At 35.7% G+C, this 19345-nt stretch carries 13 protein-coding genes; 4 read left to right on the top strand and 9 right to left on the bottom strand.

The window, feature by feature from the left end; translation table 11 throughout:
* Positions 1–33 precede the first annotated feature (33 nt).
* Positions 34–1491 (top strand): hypothetical protein, encoded by a 1458-nt coding sequence (locus LMJ53_RS15580; protein ID WP_229588191.1) that lies wholly within the window; start codon positions 34–36, stop codon positions 1489–1491.
* 213 nt (positions 1492–1704) lie between these two features.
* On the opposite strand, the gene LMJ53_RS15575 is transcribed toward LMJ53_RS15580, so the two are convergent.
* From LMJ53_RS15575 to LMJ53_RS15555, 5 genes are all read right to left on the bottom strand, one after another.
* Positions 1705–2631 (bottom strand): 5'-nucleotidase, encoded by a 927-nt coding sequence (locus LMJ53_RS15575; protein WP_229588189.1) that lies wholly within the window; start codon positions 2629–2631, stop codon positions 1705–1707.
* A 474-nt stretch (positions 2632–3105) separates the two neighbouring features.
* A complete protein-coding gene (locus LMJ53_RS15570) occupies positions 3106–4875 on the bottom strand; it encodes a S8 family peptidase (protein WP_229588187.1) in 1770 nt (589 codons plus the stop codon).
* 28 nt (positions 4876–4903) lie between these two features.
* Positions 4904–5773 carry a hypothetical protein gene (locus tag LMJ53_RS15565; protein WP_229588185.1) on the bottom strand — a complete coding sequence of 290 codons (870 nt, stop codon included), beginning with the start codon at positions 5771–5773 and terminating at the stop codon, positions 4904–4906.
* A gap of 221 nt (positions 5774–5994) precedes the next feature.
* On the bottom strand, positions 5995–6702 hold the full coding sequence (gene lepB, locus LMJ53_RS15560; protein WP_229588183.1) for a signal peptidase I: 708 nt from the start codon (positions 6700–6702) through the stop codon (positions 5995–5997).
* Positions 6703–6972: 270 nt separating this feature from the next.
* Positions 6973–8988: a tetratricopeptide repeat protein gene (locus LMJ53_RS15555; RefSeq protein ID WP_229588181.1), complete on the bottom strand. Its 2016-nt coding sequence runs from the start codon at positions 8986–8988 to the stop codon at positions 6973–6975.
* A gap of 670 nt (positions 8989–9658) precedes the next feature.
* On the opposite strand from LMJ53_RS15555, the gene LMJ53_RS15550 reads away from it, so the two are divergent.
* Entirely contained in the window at positions 9659–10180 is a 522-nt protein-coding gene (locus tag LMJ53_RS15550) for a hypothetical protein (protein WP_229588179.1), read from the top strand.
* 52 nt (positions 10181–10232) lie between these two features.
* The gene (locus LMJ53_RS15545; RefSeq protein ID WP_229588177.1) at positions 10233–10982 is read left to right on the top strand and encodes a hypothetical protein; all 750 of its coding nucleotides are present in this window, start codon (positions 10233–10235) and stop codon (positions 10980–10982) included.
* Between the two features lie 333 nt (positions 10983–11315).
* Here LMJ53_RS15545 and dgt read toward each other — a convergent pair whose 3' ends face one another.
* Positions 11316–12902 (bottom strand): dGTPase, encoded by a 1587-nt coding sequence (dgt, locus tag LMJ53_RS15540; protein ID WP_229588175.1) that lies wholly within the window; start codon positions 12900–12902, stop codon positions 11316–11318.
* Between the two features lie 351 nt (positions 12903–13253).
* On the opposite strand from dgt, the gene LMJ53_RS15535 reads away from it, so the two are divergent.
* Positions 13254–13526 (top strand): hypothetical protein, encoded by a 273-nt coding sequence (locus tag LMJ53_RS15535; protein WP_229588173.1) that lies wholly within the window; start codon positions 13254–13256, stop codon positions 13524–13526.
* Between the two features lie 175 nt (positions 13527–13701).
* Here the strand turns inward: LMJ53_RS15535 and LMJ53_RS15530 are convergent, their stop codons facing one another.
* From LMJ53_RS15530 to LMJ53_RS15520, 3 genes are all read right to left on the bottom strand, one after another.
* Complete coding sequence (locus tag LMJ53_RS15530; RefSeq protein WP_229588171.1) at positions 13702–14694, bottom strand: hypothetical protein; 993 nt, start codon at positions 14692–14694, stop codon at positions 13702–13704.
* A 1-nt stretch (position 14695) separates the two neighbouring features.
* Positions 14696–15943, bottom strand: coding sequence for a ParA family protein (locus LMJ53_RS15525; RefSeq protein ID WP_229588169.1), 1248 nt, complete (start codon positions 15941–15943; stop codon positions 14696–14698).
* Positions 15944–17071: 1128 nt separating this feature from the next.
* A complete protein-coding gene (locus LMJ53_RS15520) occupies positions 17072–19249 on the bottom strand; it encodes a hypothetical protein (protein WP_229588167.1) in 2178 nt (725 codons plus the stop codon).
* Positions 19250–19345: the final 96 nt, after the last annotated feature.

The following is a 19345-nucleotide window of genomic DNA, read 5'->3' as shown; positions in this document are numbered from 1 at the left end:
TTTAATTGTTGATCATTTTTATTCGAGGCACTCATGAGCAAGGCAACTTTTTTCTACCTATTTTTTCAAACGCTAGCAATGACCATGTTAATTGCCATATTAGGAGGGATCGCGAGTGGTGAAACATTAAAAGATTATGAGCGCTTTAGCTACGCTGTAGGGGCTCTTGGCCTAGCAATGTTCTTTTCAAATCAGTTGTGTCAGCATTTTCCCAATCGTATTAATCGCACTAATCAGGTGTTACTTACGCTATGTTTTTACCCTTTGATGTTGTTAGCTATTAATACAGCTGTTGAGCACAGCCCTAAACTAATTACAGAAGCGAATCGTCCTATTGCAATGCAACGGGGTGTAAAAAGATTGTCTGGACCAACAGCAGCAGACCTTAATTTTGTTAGCCAATTATCTTCAACAATTAAGCGTTTCCCTATACCCGATAAAAACATTAGTGAATTGTACCTTGATAGTATTAAAGGCATATCACAGCTGATCCAGCACAAAGATAATTGGTCACTGGGGTTTACTGAAGAACAGTTAAAAAAACCGATATGGGGGCTTTTTCATCAAAACAGAAATTACCATGTGTATGAAGATGATTTGGCCTACGCTTATTATCTAAATGTCCTTACCAGCCCCATTTTACCAATGACGTCTAAACTCTTCACACAAATAGGTCATTTAGCTCGAGTTGACAAGAGTATGCTTCTAGACAACGAGCCTATAGTTAATCTTTTGATAATGTCCCGCCTAGGATTAATCGACTCGGCAAAGGCAGACATGTCAGTACTAAATGATTCCAATCGAGCTAAGCGGCAGGAATATAGCACTAATAAACGCGTGCTATTGCAATTTGAAAAAAACATGAAGGCACAATCAAAGGTTGAAATGTTTGATGTCATCGACTACCAGCAGGGCTGGACAGTGCTTGATTCTGTTAAGCGTAGCTTTACCTTGCATATCTTAACCCAAGCCGGTTTAAACACTAAAAACTTACCCGAAAATATTATTTTCCCTTTTCGCCATAAAGACCAACCTTATCATGCCGATGCTGAATTTATAAAATTAACACGCTGGTATGCGCCCTTTCTGTTTGATAAGAAAAACCGATTAATTATCCCGTTACAAGATTTGGAAAGTGCGTCGCAAATTAAGCGCTATGAAGCTATGTTGTCCAAAAAACTTCCCGATAATTATAAAAATAACTTTTACCATTTTTACTATAAAACAGCTATCGAGCTAAGTAATACACCGACAACATGGCAATTACCCATCGCTATGCCGCTTTATGGTCACTTCGTGCGAATTGGTAAGGTATTAGAATGGGTACTAATAATCACTTTAGTACTATTAGTCTTTAAGATCATCTGTATTTCACTACAAGTAAAATATGGTTTTTTTAAAGCATCCGCTACCGTTGTCGCCGCGTTCCTGATCTTCCTTACGCCATTGTTGCATTGGATTATGCAACCAGTGCTGTTATTTTCTTTTTAGTAATTTTTCCTTAAATTACCTTACTAGAAATTAACACTGAATAGACAGTAAAAGGCATTAGTATAACTTTAACAAAATGGTGCTACTGCATGCCTTTTTTAAATTTATTTTTCGACCAGTATCAGACAGTTGATTATATGTTGATGCTGTAGTGCAGTGTCGGACGCATGATTGCTTATTTTAGTTTTCGGGCAGCGTCGGACATCTGAGATTTTATTTCGAGTTAGCAACGCCAAAAGGTACATGCACCATAGGTATATTTCCTGACTCTGATTTTAAATGACTGAGTTGATCATCAAAAAATATGTGAGGTTTCAACCGATTTAAAATCCGATCTTTTGCCATACCGCCAAGAAAAAACACCTTATTTGCACTTACTCCCCAATTATCAAGCGTTGTTATGACGCGTTCATGTGAAGGTGCATTTCTTGCGGTAACTATTGCTGTTGTTAAGATACGCTTATAGCCTCGATCTTTTTCTAACTTGTCATTTTCAAGTGTCTGTAAATTTGAGAGTTTCTTAAAAAGATCTGCTAAAGGGCCAGGGTTATGTGGTTTAGCGACATGTTCTGTTTCATAGTCATGAAAACTTGGTAAATCTTTTTGCTTGAATACACTTTCAGCTTCATCATCCGCAATCACACCGTCAAAATCAAATGCAATTCGTAACTCGTTATCATCTTCATCGTCAACTTTTTTACTCGGCAATACTACACCTGCAGGGTATCCTGCATCTATAGCATTTTGTACATCGTTCTCGTTTGCGGAGAGAAACAATGAGGCATTAAATGCTGGAATATATTCGTATGGCGAGCTGCCTTCCATAAATGCCGCTCTAGATATATCTAAACCATAATGCATAATTGATCTAAAAACTCGCCGACCAGTCGCAGCTGAATTACGCGACAGTAAAACAACTTCAACAGGCTTTACATCAGGAAATTGATGATTAATTTGTAAAAACCTTTTTATAAATGGAAATGCAACACCTTTTTCAAGAACCTTATCTAAATTCAACTCTTGAAATTTTTTATATTCGAGTGGGCCTGATTTTTCAAATACATCATTTGACTCGCTGAGATCAAAAAGTGCACTAGACGACACAGCGATAACTAGTTTATCTTCTATTGGATAAGGCATTACCAACTCTCACAAATTATACGATACACTATTAATATCAATATATTAATATCATTATCATTAAGATCCTAATGAAATTTGACTCTAATTTCCTATCACTAACATGAAAATAGAAAGTAATTTAATGTAACAAAATTATGGTCAAAAACAATTTGGCCACTGATTTATATGAATGCTAATATTTACTCTCTGACCACTGAGGTATCCAAAGTATCTGATAGTAGCTTTTTATTCGGCAGGTAGTTATGTAAGGAATTGTAATAACTTAAAAGGTGTTAAAAAGTGTTGGTACATATCAAAAATGTTTAAACCTAATTTTTCAAACTGTAGTATGAATATCCACTCTGAACCTAAACAAAATTTCTAACTTTCGGCTAAAAGTCGCAATATAAATTATCCTTTTTAAAATACACAAAAAGCCACTCATATTGAGATGGCTTTTACTCGGTAACTACTCACCAATCCTCATGGTATTTACTCTTGGCAAGCAATAGGCACGTTGTTTAAATCTGACGTTGTCACGCGCATCAATAACCGACACTCGTCAGTATCAATATTACAAATTTGACCGTAGACATCACGATTCAAGAGTGTCGATTTATCCATAATGAAATGACTTTGTGAAAAATCACCTATCCAGGTTAACGAATTTGCCCCCTGATTCAAATTCGCTACGGCACCTTTTTCGGCGGCATATAATTTAATGACTTCACGGTCATTTATTCTCGAAAACGCTTCTAACGCTAAACTGACTTGATCACACAGCTTTTTGCCTTGGCGTAAGTTGGTTACGGCCCACTGTTGACGACATGCACTGATCAAATTTAAAGTATATGTCGCGCTGTTTAACTCGCCTTTTTGCAATTTTTCAGCATTTTCATAAAGCTTAACGCCATCTAAAATACCGCCACCACAGCCTAAAGACTCACATCGACTGTTTTCAGACCAACGATGTTCACCGGAAATAGCCACTAAGGTACTCCACTGCTCTGGAGTAAAATCAAAATCTTTTTTAACCAATGCCAGTAAACCTGCCACGATTGGGCTTGAGAAACTCGTGCCGTTCCAAGATGAAACTTGCTCATTTCTTATTAAGCTACTAACGGAACTTCCCTGAGCCATTATGTCCAGAGTGGGACCATAATTACTAAATGAAGACAAATCTGTCGGGGTATAGTCACTCGATGCAGCAGCACCGACAGAAATAACGCCGTCACAATTTGCGGGAGCGACCATGGCCACGTCTTTACTCTCATTACCTGCTGCAGCCACTAACACAAACCCTTTTGCGATGGCTTTATTAATAGCATTTTGTAAATAACGAGGACATTCTGAAACCATGCCTCCTAAGCTCATATTAATAATGCCCGGCTCACCCTCAAACTCAGGTAATTCAGGTGATTGTGATTTAAGGTATTCCCCATTGCCCGAAAACCAATCAAGCGAAGCAGCAACGTCACTTAAAAAACCATTTCGACAATTAAGTACTCTAACTGGATGAATTGTTACATCGCCAACCATACCGGTTATTGCGTTAGCATTACTGATCCCTGCGCCAATAACACCTGCAACACCCAAACCATGGCTGCTTTCACAACTCTCGTTAAAATCTTGCTCCAAAAAGCCCGACTTACGCTCGTTGTCAAAAGACACGACAACAAAATTCACGCCATCGGCATAATTGATATCCTGATGTGAACGAAACCCACCATCAAGCACATAAACATCGACATTCTTTTCTGGCGCTTGTAACTTGCCCCACAGCGATAAGACCGAAGATGATATCGGGTTAGCCGCAGAGTTGTCGTTAAAATAGCCTTGCTTATAAAACTCAGGATCATTCGGTGTAACGCTATGCCATGCCGTCTCGCTACTTTGCACAATCACATCCCGTTCAACATAATGATAAAGACCACTGTCTATCAACAATTGCTCAGCCTCATCAATTGTCAGTTCTAATGGCACATGGACAACTTGAGAGCGAAGCTCTGTAGATACTACGGTATGATTGTGATGCATAATATTCTGTGAAGTCTGCTGTACAAGCAACGAAGGTACGCACCAGTTTTTACCGCTTCTTAAGGTAAAACAGTTTTCGGTTTGAACCTGTGACTGCGTAGCAACATACGATAAGTTAAGTGCTTTAATTTCATTACTTACAATCAAACGTGCAGATTGAGCCAGCAAGCAACTTGAAAAGAGCGCGATACTCAGCAGTGAAAATCCGGTAGTCAACTTCAACATAGTCATTCTCCTAAAATATTAAATGAGCTTATAAGCCACAAGTGTTGTTGGTTAAATCAGCTAAATAAGCGACGTCATCATTGAAAACCCATTGATCTCCTACTACCTGGCCCAAAGCAGCATTACCCGTAAAAAAGGAAGACGTTTTAAGCTGAGTATTTAACTGAAATTGGTTGGCTTGCACGACGGCAGGTAAACTGTTAGCAAGTTGGCTAAAAAGCGTATTCAGTAATGTACGATAAGGCGCCATATGCTCCTCAAGGTGAGTGAGTGCATACTGATACTCAGTTATAAGTTGCGCATCAGACACAATACCTTGCTTATAATTACTCACCTGTATCGCAGCAATTGCGCTAGAGAGTGCAGTCGCGTTGGTATTTATAGCGCTGTGGCTAGTTTGTGCTGCTTGTTCACTTGGGTTGTTGAGCACCATTAGTTCGCGCAACGCTACTAACAGCGTTTCTTCTTCGGTTGCCGCGACTAAACGTTCGCGCTGGCTTTGTAAAAACTCGATATCAGCCAGTTTTTCAGTAAATGAGCTGTTATCTACTGTTACCTGAATATTAGTAAGCACCCGCCGCGTTTCATCCGTTCCATCGATAGCGGTTAATGTGATAAACCCTGAATATTCTCTATCAACCTCTGCAACTTGCAGCGTAAAGTTATTACCCTCTCCACGCATAACGATGATCTGTGGAATATTAGAAACTACCGTAAAGTTTGCTGAAGTTTTCACATTCTGCACCGTTACCGAGACAGGTAACGTGCTACTCTCGTTAAGAACGCTAGGAATGGTACTTAGCCTGGCACTAAAAGGTCCAATAGGTGGCTCTGATTCACCACCGCCACAAGCAGTAAGTAACGGAATAAATAAAGAAAGTGCGATAAGATTTTTCATAAGCAATACCTCTGTAATAACTGATCAGTAAAAGAGCAACGAAAAAATTTCTTTCCCGCGCATCCGATAAAAACCATATTAAAGAGAGGCCATGCATCTGATGATTATCCAAAGACTTATTTGCAAAAAAAGTTGAAATTTTTTCCAACTTAAAAAGATCTTTTTAAAATGCACAAAGCAGGCGATGTGCCTGCTTTGTTTAATGAAACAAGATAACGTTGTTAATGCAACTGCGTGTGTTTCGGTAAAACTGCAACCACTTTAAACCGCAGATGTCTTTTGTGGATGGGTCCAAAGTAACGGCTATCCAAATTTCCTAGCCAGTTATCTGACATAACAAAATAATGATCATCTGGAACATGCACGACCACTTTATGATCAACATCAGCATGTTCGTTCAAATAAGCAAATGTAATCGGCATGTCATTAACATTATTAGTTTCAACACGATAAATTGGGGTTTTTAAGTGTTCAATCTCTCCTGCCAAAAGCTTATATGTTTTGCTTGCATTAGTTAAGAACAAATCTTCGTGCCCCTGAGCTGGCGAAATGACAACATCTTGGCCGTTAATGGACAACCATTCTCCAGTGCTGGCATGAAAGACTAAAGTATCGCCTGGCCCTGCTATAATTCGTTTCATCAGGTTTGGCGATACGCCTGTTTCACTGTACGAAGTTTTAAAAGAACTTACTCCGTGAATTTTACCCACCTCTATTTTTGATCCAACGCTTTGCATAAAAGCTTTGTCGCCATTCTTTATTAACGGGAGCATCGATATACCCGTAATATTTGCAATATATGAGTTTGTTGAGAACGCTACCCATGTTAAGAACATAGATGCCATTAGAAGAGGGACAAATAACCATAACCACTTTTTACTCATGTTATTTGAATTAGTTTTGGCGGGCGCCGATTGCGAAATAATCATGTCATTCTCCAACAGATAAAGGATAATTAGCAGTGTGTAATGGTTTACTAAACTGCTTGGCCGTAAGAGAACACTATAAATAAGGGCCGCTCATCTGATGCATAATGAAAATGACACAACCAATTTAATCGTTAATTAAAATTGGAAACTGACGCAAAGCCTTTAACCACATCAACTGTCAATTTATCCCTGAATTATGAGGAAATAAAAAACGCCAGATGAGCTGGCGATTTTTTTTAACTTAGTACGTTTCTTAATTTTCTAATCAAATCAAAATTCAAAGTCTAGAAAGATGTAATCGGTATCGGTATCGGTATCGATTGAGTTTAACGTTTCTTCTTTATGAAAAAAGCGTCGAAGTTCATCCATTACATTGCTTCGAAACTTTGGTTTCTGCTCTAAATCCGCAAGCAATCGATCAACGATTAATGAGTAACGTGCATAACAAACTTTTACATCACTCAATAAGCTAAGATCCATTTCGTCAGTCCATTGTTCGATTAAAATATTTAGACCCTGAATCACCTCCGTTGATTCACCAAAGGCATACATCAGGCACTCCAAAATGATTAAAGACTTTTTATAGCCTTCCAAGGCAGTTAAAATATTACAATCATCATGATCAGCTAAACGACTTAACGCAACCGTTAACGCTCGCAAACATTCGGGTGAAGCTGACTGCTCAATATACTGTTGATTATTAATAGCCACAATTTGTAAATAATGATCCATTGCGCTGGCATCATCACCGTTAGCCTCATCGAGCATTGCTAAACGATGCAGCACGGATATCTTAATTTCAATTTCAGAAGATGGTAAAGGATACTCATCTAAGACAGCTAAATAACGCGTAAAACATGCTTTAGCTGAAACAAAATTACCAATTTCGTATTCAAATTCTGCTAAATATCTAAGAGCAGCAGACAACATATCTGAGTCAAGAAAATTTGGTTTTAGACTAATTTGATTCTCTGCGATGTTAATGAAACGAGTATATGTTGCTCTTGCTGCCTCCTCATTACCGCTACGAGCATAATTATTTGCAAGTTTTGTGAATGGATAAAATAGAGATCTTAAATAACCTCTAGCTTCACTATCTCCTGCAAATAACCTTTCACGAATGGCTAAAGAGCGCTCAGCATTGGCAAAATCCTTTTCCCTCTCTCCGTAATGCAAGTTTTCAAGCACATCAGCTAAAATGTCTAAGCGCTCTTCTGTTTCACCATCTACATAAATTAGCTTATCGCAGATAGCTAAACACTCTGCTAATATGTTGCGCTTGGAAACCAAACTTTCACCACTATTATACCTAAAAACTAAAGCGTGGAGTAATTTAATAACATATTCCATACGCTCAGGTGTTTCACCAAACTTAGCCATCTGTTCTTCGATGATAATTAAGCTTTGCAAGTACCATTTTTTCGCTGCTCTGACAGAATCATGATAAAGTTCTTCAAAGTTACCTAGTCGACCAAACGCGATAGCTAATTCTTGAAAACGCGCAGGTGTTCCACCAAACTGTTTAATGATACGCCGACTAATAGCTAGGTTTCTGTGACAAAGTTGGTTCGCAAGGTTAACATAAACATGCCGTGAGTAAAGATCGCCTAATTTACCTGTAAGTACCTGCTCGCATTCCAAATATAACAATGAATCTTTGACTCTTGTGTTTAAATTATCTAAGACATCAAGCCCACTATTTAAAAGAGTGAAAGCCAGTTCAAAATCTATTCGCAATTCATAACAAAACTTACTCTGCAAAATAACAATGTTTATGTAGGCTTGAAGCTGTTGCTCGTCGAACTGCTGACCCAGTTTCGATACATACTTTAACGCTAAGTATTTCAGAAACTGCTCAGCCGAGAATCTCGAATCAAGACTTGTAAATAGATTACAAGCAATATAAAGAAACGTTTTTTGCTCATCAGACTTCAAATTCAGCCAACGAGCAAGCGATTCGGTGCCGTGCTCAAACCAAGAAATAAGAGCAAGTGCAAGCGATTGGTTTAGTATTGACAATGCTGAATTTGCAAATAACGTTTTAGCTTTTTCTAAATCGAACACTTCAGGTGATTGCATTAACTCTGCTGATAGACTGCGCTCCACGTCGTTTTCAATATATTTAAGGGGTTCAGCCGCATTTAGCAAAAGCTCGAATATAGCGCTATAAACCTCTTTGGCCTCAGTTGATAGCACATCTTCACTCGTCAAGGAATGACTAAGCTCGCCTGCTAACACGCTGATAAAATGAAAATTTTTACTTTCAGGAAATGTCAAACTTTGCATGTCATACTCCAATAATTTTAGCGAAACTAACCAGTTTCAATAACTTAACGACCTAGTTGTTAGAGGGCACTATAAATAGTAGAGAACGCATCTGATGCATAACCTAACATTTAAACATGAAAAATATTTTGACCGCTTAATAAAAGCACTTCTTAGAAAGCTAGATAAACTCAAATTGAATGAACTCAAAAGATAGACTGCATGGGTGGGATATAACCATGTAAAAGGCATCGGCTTGTACCACTAAGCTTTGCTGCGTTAGCAATACCGACTAAAAATGACTCCGCGGCTTGGTCACGTTCTGAGCACAGGGTATGCTCGGAAAATTTAGAGATAATTAATAATTTCTTATTGACATTATTTTTCTTTAAACTTAATCTAATTAAGTTGATGGCAAATGTACAAAAAGTACCCATCAATTTTTTGACCAAACACGCTAGATATGTGCTGTCAAAATTAGATATAGATACACACATAGCAAAATCCAAAACTTAATATAAAAATTATTGTAATTAAATTACTTACGTTTCCTTATAAGAGGGCTTTATCTGAATAATTTTGGTTTACTGATAAATTGACTTAGTCTTAATCTAAGCTCTTAACATTTACCATTTTTAATCAGCACTTCTTTGCGGATGCGTATCAATTTTATATGCGTTAGGAGCTTGCTATGTCTGATTTATTCAATTCTGTTGCTTTCAATTCTGATAAAAAAAAGAACAGTCGCGTTGAGCATCCCTCCCGAGAAAGCATCATCCCCAATAGCTTCTCTATTACCAACAAAAATATCCATAATCCTATCATACCTGAAGAGTATGATACTTTAATTTCCAACAAAGCTGCCCCTGTTCATACCGACTTAATAGTCCAGGAACAATTGGATGGTAACGCCGACTCACCTCTAATAGACCAAGAATTTAATTGTGTCTCGGATAAAGAGAGCTTCAACTTAAATTATATAGTCGAACATAACTCATCTTTAATCTCAAGCCGCTACGATCCTGCCAGTTTTAGCAAGGCAGTAAGAGCAATATGCAATAAGTATGGTCTGCAAGAGTTCGAAGTTGAAGGTCCATTACTATTGGTCCATGTGTTTGGTTTAAACACAAGAAAACTATCTCAACAAGCCATCATTGACATTTGGGACGACCATTGTCACGACATTAAGTGTGATTATGATGATGTAGCTTGAAACTTAGCTACCTTTAAATACTTATTTTACTCTTTTATAAAAGGGGCTTGCTATGTCTGATACAACCAGTTCTGTTTCATTCGACTCTGATAAAAAAGGGATCAAACGTGTCGTTCACATTTTTCAAGATATCATTCTTCCCCGTTCGACCCCAATAAGCACCAAGCAAATACATGACCATCTCATTTCTGAGGGTTATAACATTTCCCGCTGCCAGCTGAACAGAATACTGAATTCGTACTCTAACGATTTTGGCGTAGACCGAGTTGACGATAAGGATGAATTCGGCAGTATTTATTGGCTAGCAAAAAAGTCATCTAGCAGAATGAGTGAAGTAGAAGCAATGCTTTATATTGCTGTGACTGAGCATATTGGGCTTGAAACGCTTATATCATCGCTGCCAAAGGATACTCAAGAGTTTCTTATGCAGCAACTTGAGAGAACGTCGACGCGTGTCAAAACGCTGAAAAATGTGCCTCACCATCGGGTCCATAATTTTCAGAAAAATACCCAACTTTTTTGTGCTTATGAAAATAAGTGCCGTTTTGAACCCGGGGTTTTAAACAGCTTTAGAGCTGCCCTCAATAATTCACTAGAATTAAAAATTACTTCAAGTGAACTTCCGCCTCAAACACAAGACCTATTCACACCGATAAGTCTGTTTGAAAAAGAGGGGAACCTTTATGTCACTGGTTTATCCGAACTTAATGGAGGAACTAATGCTAACTATAGTCTTAGCAAAATTACGACAGCTAATTGCATCGACCCTGACTCTGCAACTTGTAATCGACTGCGTCGCTAAATATACATCGCGGCAGCTCATATATTAGCAATGTACTTAGGCTATGCACTCTTTTATTCTTTACACAAAAAAGAGTGCGAGCTAAATGCCAAAAGTATTATAGAAAGCGGCACAAATCTCACCTAGTGCTTTAATGCATTACAGGCCGCATCATTAATGCCTGCAGTCGCTAATACGCTGCCTGACGATTAAAGCGCCACAACGGACTTGCAGTAAATAACTATGCGTCCCATAGAACGACATTGCTTGCAAATGCCGTTTTTTTCAGCAAATAATCTTACCAGGGCTAACCGCTCTCCGTGTCATAGACGTAATTATTTAACTCATCAAGAATCAAATTGATGCTGATAATTCACGGTATTCATCTAAAGCAAAGCGATCGGTCATACCACTTACGTAATCAATAATAAGCCTACAACGATAATATAACTCTTTTTTCAGAATATCGTTTTCTTGTTTTTCCAATTTGTAGACATCTTCAACACTGTTCAAGTAAGTCGATATGTGTTTACGAGATAAGTCACGAAACAAACGTGTTTCAATGGGGTGAGTTTTTAAAAAATTGCTTGTCGCTAAGCTTTTAAACTCTACAAATGACAGTTTTAACAATGGAGTGTAAATTAGTAACAAACCTTTAATTACAGAAAACCCCTTCAGTTCAAGCCGTTCAACCTCTTTATCAGAAAAAACTTTACTTACAGCTACGTCTTTAAGGGTTTTTGCAGCCAGATCATAGCTGTCATTACCACCCAGTAATGGCATGTCAAAGGTACCATCGAAAATCGCCTGATGATTACTAACAAACCGCTCTGCAGCATAGTTTGCCAAATCATTAACTAATGACGTTCTTAACTTTAATATGTAATGATGGCTTTTATTAATTACAGTACTTTGATAATTTGTAAGTGCTTCTTTTTCTATTTTTAATAAATACCCCTCTTCAACCACTGCATCTGAAATACCTTTTTGGCCTTTGTATGCATTCCACTGATTTCTTATGGCTTGGCTTAGCTGTTCAACATCAAGAATACCTTTGTCTAAAGCGTCATCTAAATCGGCTATGCTATAAGAAATATCATCAGCCGCTTCCATGATATAAGCGAGTGGGAAACGGCAACCCGCCTCTATATTCAACGTAGACATTAACTCGGAAACGTAGCTTTCCTCAGATAGATAAAAACCTGGCTTTTTCTTTCGATATTTAAAATCACTGGTCTCTTCTGGCTTGTCTTCATAAGCCGGCCGCGTGTACTTAAATAAACCGGCTACCTGAGTATATGTAAGGTTTAGCTCTTGCAAACTATGCAACAACCTAATGGCTTGAGCATTGCCTTCAAAAGACAATAAATCACGCAAATATTTATCTACAACTTTTTCGACAACTTTTTGTTTAGCTTTATTGTTTTGTTGTGTATTGCTCTTATCTTCACGATTGTCTTTTGAATCAACCGGCTCGCTTGGTTCACTTTCTAATACGACCACGTCAGAAAAATTATCTTTAAAAATTTGGACAAGCGTTTCTCTAGCCCAAAAATTAATTGCTTCTTCGCCAAAATGACCAAACGGTGGGTTACCAACATCATGTAGCAAACAAGCAATTTCAACTGCACTAATAAAACCATCTCGCTTATCAATGAGTCCTAACTGTGTAGTTAAACTATTTGCATCTAACTTTTTAAAAATGAGTTTTGCAATATAGCGCCCGGTTTGCTGTACTTCTAACGAATGTGTTAAACGACTGCGGACAGCTGCATTAGTTTCAAGTGGAAAAACTTGAGTTTTTTGCTGTAAACGTCTTACAGCAGCAGAGTTAATTGCCCGTCCACGATCGCTTTCCATTTCTTCATTAAAGTCTCTTATTACGTTTTTAACGCTTGACGGTCTTGGACGTTCTGTTTTTAACTTATCGTTATAATTCATTAAAATACTTCCATCATAGAATATTTAGTAAGAAGTGACATCGAAATTATTTTTAATAAGCTCTGGCTATCCATTATCAGCCTCATTTATTCGACACATATATTTATTTATCAAACCAATAAATCGTAAATGTTAGCCATTACCCTTAACTATACTGACAATGAGTTTTAAGAAAGCTTAGGTTTCCTATTACTACTAGCTAGAAGCGTTCTGCTTCATGCTAACTCTCTAAAGAATATATATTAAAACTGTTTCTTATCTATACAGATTTACAATGGCATTAATTGATATTAGGTTTATACTTAATTTGTTCTTAAATATATGAGCATTAAGATAACGGAGTATCTAACTATGCGTGTTAATGAAGCGGGCAGAATTTACAACAATGTAATGTCAATTAGTGTTAGAACACATGGAAGAGAAAAAATGCTCACAGAACTCAATGAGGCCTTAGCATTTATGAGCAACTTTGATGACTCTGATCCTGTCATGTTTGATGGCAGTTTTACTTTTCTGAATGTCAAAGAAGCAAAAAAGCATATTAAAATAAGAGCAGATAGACTAATTAATATCGAAAAGATAGAGGACATGCCTCCCCTATCCTCTCAACATCACGTTTATTAATACAGATCGAAACGGCTAACACGAAGCACTTTATTAGCGTTCATTAAAATTTCTAAATATCCAACAAGCTGTTATAGGCGACAAAACATTTATCGTAACCGCCTAACAAAGCGAAATATTTTTCTAAAAAGCCATTAATGTCACATTTAATGTCCAGCGCTGGACACTAACGGCACTATGAGTCTAAGGAAATTAATTTTAAGAGTTTTTTCCCGGTGTCGCTCTCAAAAAATACTTTATCAAAGGTCATACTGATTGCACCTTTTGTTTCAAGCTTAACCTTTATACCATTAATCAAGTTAGCCTCGTTAAAAGGTGAGTTCTGCGCAAAACCCTTAGACACTTTCTTAGGTTCTTTCTTAATAAGTGTCTTTAAGATCTCTTTTTCTAACGACTTACATTCGCTTGCAAGTAACTTATGTGCGTTTTCCGAAAGTACTTTGTCAATATCAGAGGAAATTGGATCAAGATTTTTGATTGCATCAATTATTTCATCATTATCTTTTCCGCTATCAACTATTTGCTTTAGAAAACGCCATGTCACATAGCCCGCGCCTGGAAACAAACGAAATAATTCTTCAGGTAAATTACCAAATTTAACCAAATCACCAATAGAAGATTTACTTACATCAAAAATAGCTCCTGCTTTTCTTAACGAAAAAGCCTCCCCTACTTCATTTTTATAATCTTTAATAGAGAGCGCAACATCTAAAAAAGATGGTTTTTCATGCATGTCTGCAGTCTTTGAAAGTACCTGCTTATCAGATTCATCCATTTTCTCTGCGTAATGGACAACAAGACTAGTACCAGGGGAAATGCTAACCGCATAACTTCTTTTCATACCAGAAAGAATTTCAAACTTACCATTCTCGTCTTTAATTGCAAGAGCAGCGATAGTATTACGACCGGCTTCTCTAATTGAAGGAAGAATATTCATCACCGTAGCGGGTGTTAACAAATTCTTATTACGTGAGTTATAGCGTGATTTATAGACGCTATCCCATACGTTTTCTGATGCAATAACGATTTCTTTTAATGGGATCTTTATACCCGTTGTAGGAGACGCAATATAACTGTTAGAGTTTTCTTTCGGCGGAAGTGCTAAACTACCCTTCCTATCCATGCTATACATTTTAGATGGCCCTGAGTTTTCAGAAAGCTTAGGCATATTAGTTTTCCTCACTAAAATCAACGTCTTCAAGTGTAAGCAATAATTCTCGTATCGCATCATTCAAGCTAGAAATTGCTTTATCAAGCTGTCTGTCTGGACACAAATTATCTTTTTTTCTTAAATCAAAAACCGTTCTATAATTTCTGGAAGCTGCTTCAAATGCAGATGAACGTTTGATGGTTGCGTTTAAGACATCTCGACCAAGAACGGTTTTAATTTGATGAAGCATTTCTATGTCCCTACCCTGCTCTTCATCATAATTAACTGTTATTGCTTTGAAAAACTTAACATTATCTCCCTTACTTGGAAGATATGACATTTGCTCTGGCAAATTAGAAAGAAACTGCCCAGTACTTACCCAGTCAAGTTTCCTAGGACAAACGGGTACCAGTAATGCGTTACACGCTTCCAAAGCAGACCAACTAAGAGGATTAACATGGGGTCCAGTATCTATCAAAATTAAGTCATAGTGGTTTGATAAAGGTTCAATAATCTTAGATTTGAGCCTTTTAACATGCATCAACTCACCTGTCTTAGCATATTCCATCCAAGCGGCTTGTGAAAAACGTTCATCCGTTGGAAATGATGGTAAAACATCAAGGTTAGGAATATGGGTTTTAAGTATGCTGTATTCTAAAATTTCCTGGTGAGTATAACCATTAGCAATAAGTTGTGCGTAATCGCTGTCTTTCTCTTCACTGCCCAGCATAATATCAACAGCACTTAAAACTAATTCACTTGAAGCATCACTGTCACGTAATCTTGGAGCTGTAACTTGTTGTAATGTACCCTGAGGATCTAAGTCAATAATCAATACTCGCCTACGCTCATTCATACGTAAAGCGATACCCGCGGCTAAAGAAATAACCGTTGTAGATTTTCCTGTTCCACCCTTCTGATTAACGACATTAATTATAATATTTCCTTTATTTTTGTCTGACCATTTGGGAATTCCCATCCAGTCCATCAGTGCATGCATGTGCCCTAGACTATAAAGGTACTTATTTGACTCAAACATAACATCATCGATAACGCCCTGCTCTTTTGCTTCAACAACCCTATCCTTAAACGTATTTAAAGATATCCCACACATTCTTGCTGCATCAGCTTGGGAAACACAATGATGAATTATTAGACTATTAATATCATCTGCGGTTTTAGTACTTTCTATTACAGCTTGTAGTCTTGAAATTTCATTTTGCTCAATCAGAGGTGTTAGATTACTTAACCGTTTAGATATGTGCATAAAAATCCAAAATTATATGTATTGATAGTGCAAGGCTATTAGAATTGACAAAAACTGTCAAACCTTAATTCAATAGGGTAATTAATTTCGACTCATCTTTTATTTAAGTTATATTTATAATGCCTCTCAACTAAAATTAAATATCCAATTATTAATCAATCACTTAAATAAAAGTGTCCAGCGCTGGACAGCTAGTAAATGTGGCAAAAATGTATAGGTGATTCAACATTGGTAAAGCTCAAATGACTTATAAAAAAATGACATTCAGACAATGAGCAGCATACCTATCGCAAAAAAAAATATTTATTGCTAGTGATCAAACGTTGTTACGCTGCAGGATTCATAGATTAAAAATAAAAGTCATACATAGAATTAATAAAAAAATTGCATCTGCATTTTAATGGATGAAAAAATTAAAAAAAGTTTAGATCGATATTAATCTTATAACTATAGCTAGCATTGATAATCAGTGGGATGACTAACGTGCCAATTCAAAAACCATAAGAAAAAAACAGTAAAATTTAGACATTCCGATGTAAGAGGGTAGGGTGATTAACATAGTTAAAGGGGGTAATATATAGAATCTAAATATTAATTAGACAATCCTATTAATGGATTAAAAAAGTAAATTGAAAAATATTGCTGGTGGTAAATTAAGATATCAATGCATTGAGATTGGAATTCTTAAGGCCAGAAAACGAATAATTAAAATAGTTAATTTAGTAGGCGATCAAAGATGAGCATATAAGGATAGAGGGGAGAGGGGAGGGGGGGGGAGAGGGGTGGACAATAGAAGAAAAGGAGTAAAAACTAAAGACACCTTTAATAATCCATAGAAAATCAAATAAAAAAACATAGGTATTCTAATATCACAACCATGAGAGAAAATATTTTATATGCTTAAGCTATATCGACATTGAAATTTTATGGTTATCGTTTTGAACTCTCTATTCTACAAACCTGTATGTAATACGGAAGCAGATACAATCAAAAAAATTTCAAGAATGTTAATTTGCTTGATAACACCGCTAAAACGATAAACTTTAATCATGGAGTTACCAAGCAAAAATGTGTGAATGGTTTTTTATAAATGCCTTCTTAAAGAGAGTTAACAAGCAAAACTAAGTTCTACAGATTTAATTTTCTAGCAAGTTCACTAAATCTTTCAGTTATTCTTTTATCGACGTGACTCTCGTTAGAATTTATACTGAGATATATCAAATGAGCTAGATATTGATACTCTAAATAGTCTACAACATAAATAGATTCAGCTAATGGTCTCTCTATAAGGTACAAGACAGAATTTACATTCTGAATTAGCCTTGTAAACTTTTTATTCTCTAAATTTTCATAAAGAATATTGTTGTCTTTTTCATAACCATTAACTATAAAAGCTGGGATTACAAATATAATCAACAAAAAGGATAATTTTAAAGGAAGAATAATTTTTTTATTTTTGATAAAAATTAAAATCAAATTTAGCAAGTTCAAAATCAACATTAATGTAGAAACAAACATTACAAATATTGGAACAATAATAGCTCTTGCAAATTCATTTAATCGTTCATCTTCAAAATTACCATTAAGCATTTTTTGATGCAATTCTTTTAAGTCTCTTTTGGCTTCTATTCTTAACTTGATAAAGGCTGGTTTACGTACTTCTTTTTCTTTAGCCTTGTTACCATGTTCATATTTTGTATGATAAAAATGTTCATTTCCCCCAGTGACAAAAAAAGGGTATTTACTTTTGATATGATTAAAAATCTCTTTATGATTAACAAAATCTTTAAATGAAAGGTTATATTGAATATTTGAGTTATTTTTATCATTAAAAATTTTTTCATCATGCATCTTATTCAAAAGATGATTTACACTTCTTCTTGCCTTTAAATAAACAAGTTCTGTATAAAGCCTTTGCAAAGTTGTATCGTCAGTAATATCAATCAATTGTTTTTTGCTTACTTTTAATCCTTTAAACTCAAGGTAATCCCTTAAATTTTTTTGATAATGTTCTGTTTTAATAAATTCATGCTTACTTTTAATAGGTTTATCAATATTGTAAACAGTTTTATTTGTAATGTCGTAAAGATTTTTTAAAAACGCCTTGGCATTTTTAATAGACTTATCAACATCGCATTCATAGTTTTCATTACCATCACCTTTTAAATAAAGAGTGTTTTCTTTTTTATGAGATTTTACTCTCATGAAACTATAACCATTTCTATATCTTTCAGATGACATAGCTTTATTTTTATTTATTTCGACGCAAACTGAATTTGATATCATACTTAATTCTTTCATAAGACTGGAATGAATTTTTTCATCTTTTACTAACATGAAATCTAAGGCGGTATTTAACTTGGTAAATTCTTTATAGAAAGTGTTTTTAATATCTGAAATATTTTCTTTAAAGAAATCATCATTATCTTCCACGATGCCATATCCATATTCAGTATTATTTTTTAAGTAATAAGAACCGCTTTTAAATTTCAGATTATAAAGTTCAGCAGTTCCTATAAATCTCGTGTAATAAAACTCGTTTTTCAAAGGTTCAGTTTCATAAACACTGTCCATTACATTTTTATATTCCGTATACTCAAAAAAAGAGTCTGTATCTAATATTTTTTTTAATTTAATCATGCCATCTATAAGTTGTTTCTCTTTGAGGGAACTTTTTAATGAGGAGTAAATCTTGCTGTATTCTCTATGTAACAGGGTATAAGAATATTCTACATTAGATAGAACGTTAAAATAATAGTCTTCATTTTTGTAAAACAAAAAATCAACGTAGATATCTATTTCATTGTTAAAGCTTTCTTTTTTTGAGTCTTTAATAAAGTTAAAGTATGATAATGGAAAGTTTATATAGAAAACTTTATCTTCAATCGAATTGTCACTGTCTAAGTCAAATATCGGATTCCCAGCTTTGATTTCTCTTAGGTACTCATTGCTGTTGAAAAAGTTATTTTTTTTAATTTCAACATAAAAAGCATTTTTTTTAAAATCATCTGATAGATTTGCGACTATCAAGTCTAAAAAAATTCTTTGACCAAAGAAAAATAGGAAAAAAGAACATATCGTAATCATTACACTCTTTATTAATGGTTTACTCTCAATTCTTTTTACAGCAAAGGTAAACGATAGAATGGCAAAACCAAGAGATGAGATTAACCTACCGATGAACTCAGCTGAGTCGAAATTTACTGGATTGAGAGTTGAAACACCCGCAATTTCAAAAAAACGAACTCTGAATGATATTTCTAAAAGAACATATAGGATCGATATAATAAATAGGCAGATCTTCACTAAATAACATCCTTAAAATTTTTATAGCTCTTTATTAACAGCACTAATAAAGATTTTAGTGCCTTTATTATCGTTTTTTTGCGGGCAATTAATTTC

Origin of the sequence: Rheinheimera sp. UJ51 (genome assembly GCF_020819615.1) — a bacterium.
GTDB lineage: Bacteria > Pseudomonadota > Gammaproteobacteria > Enterobacterales > Alteromonadaceae > Alishewanella > Alishewanella maricola.
Note: the sequence above shows the minus strand (reverse complement) of the source record. Positions and strands in the feature narration are given on the sequence as shown.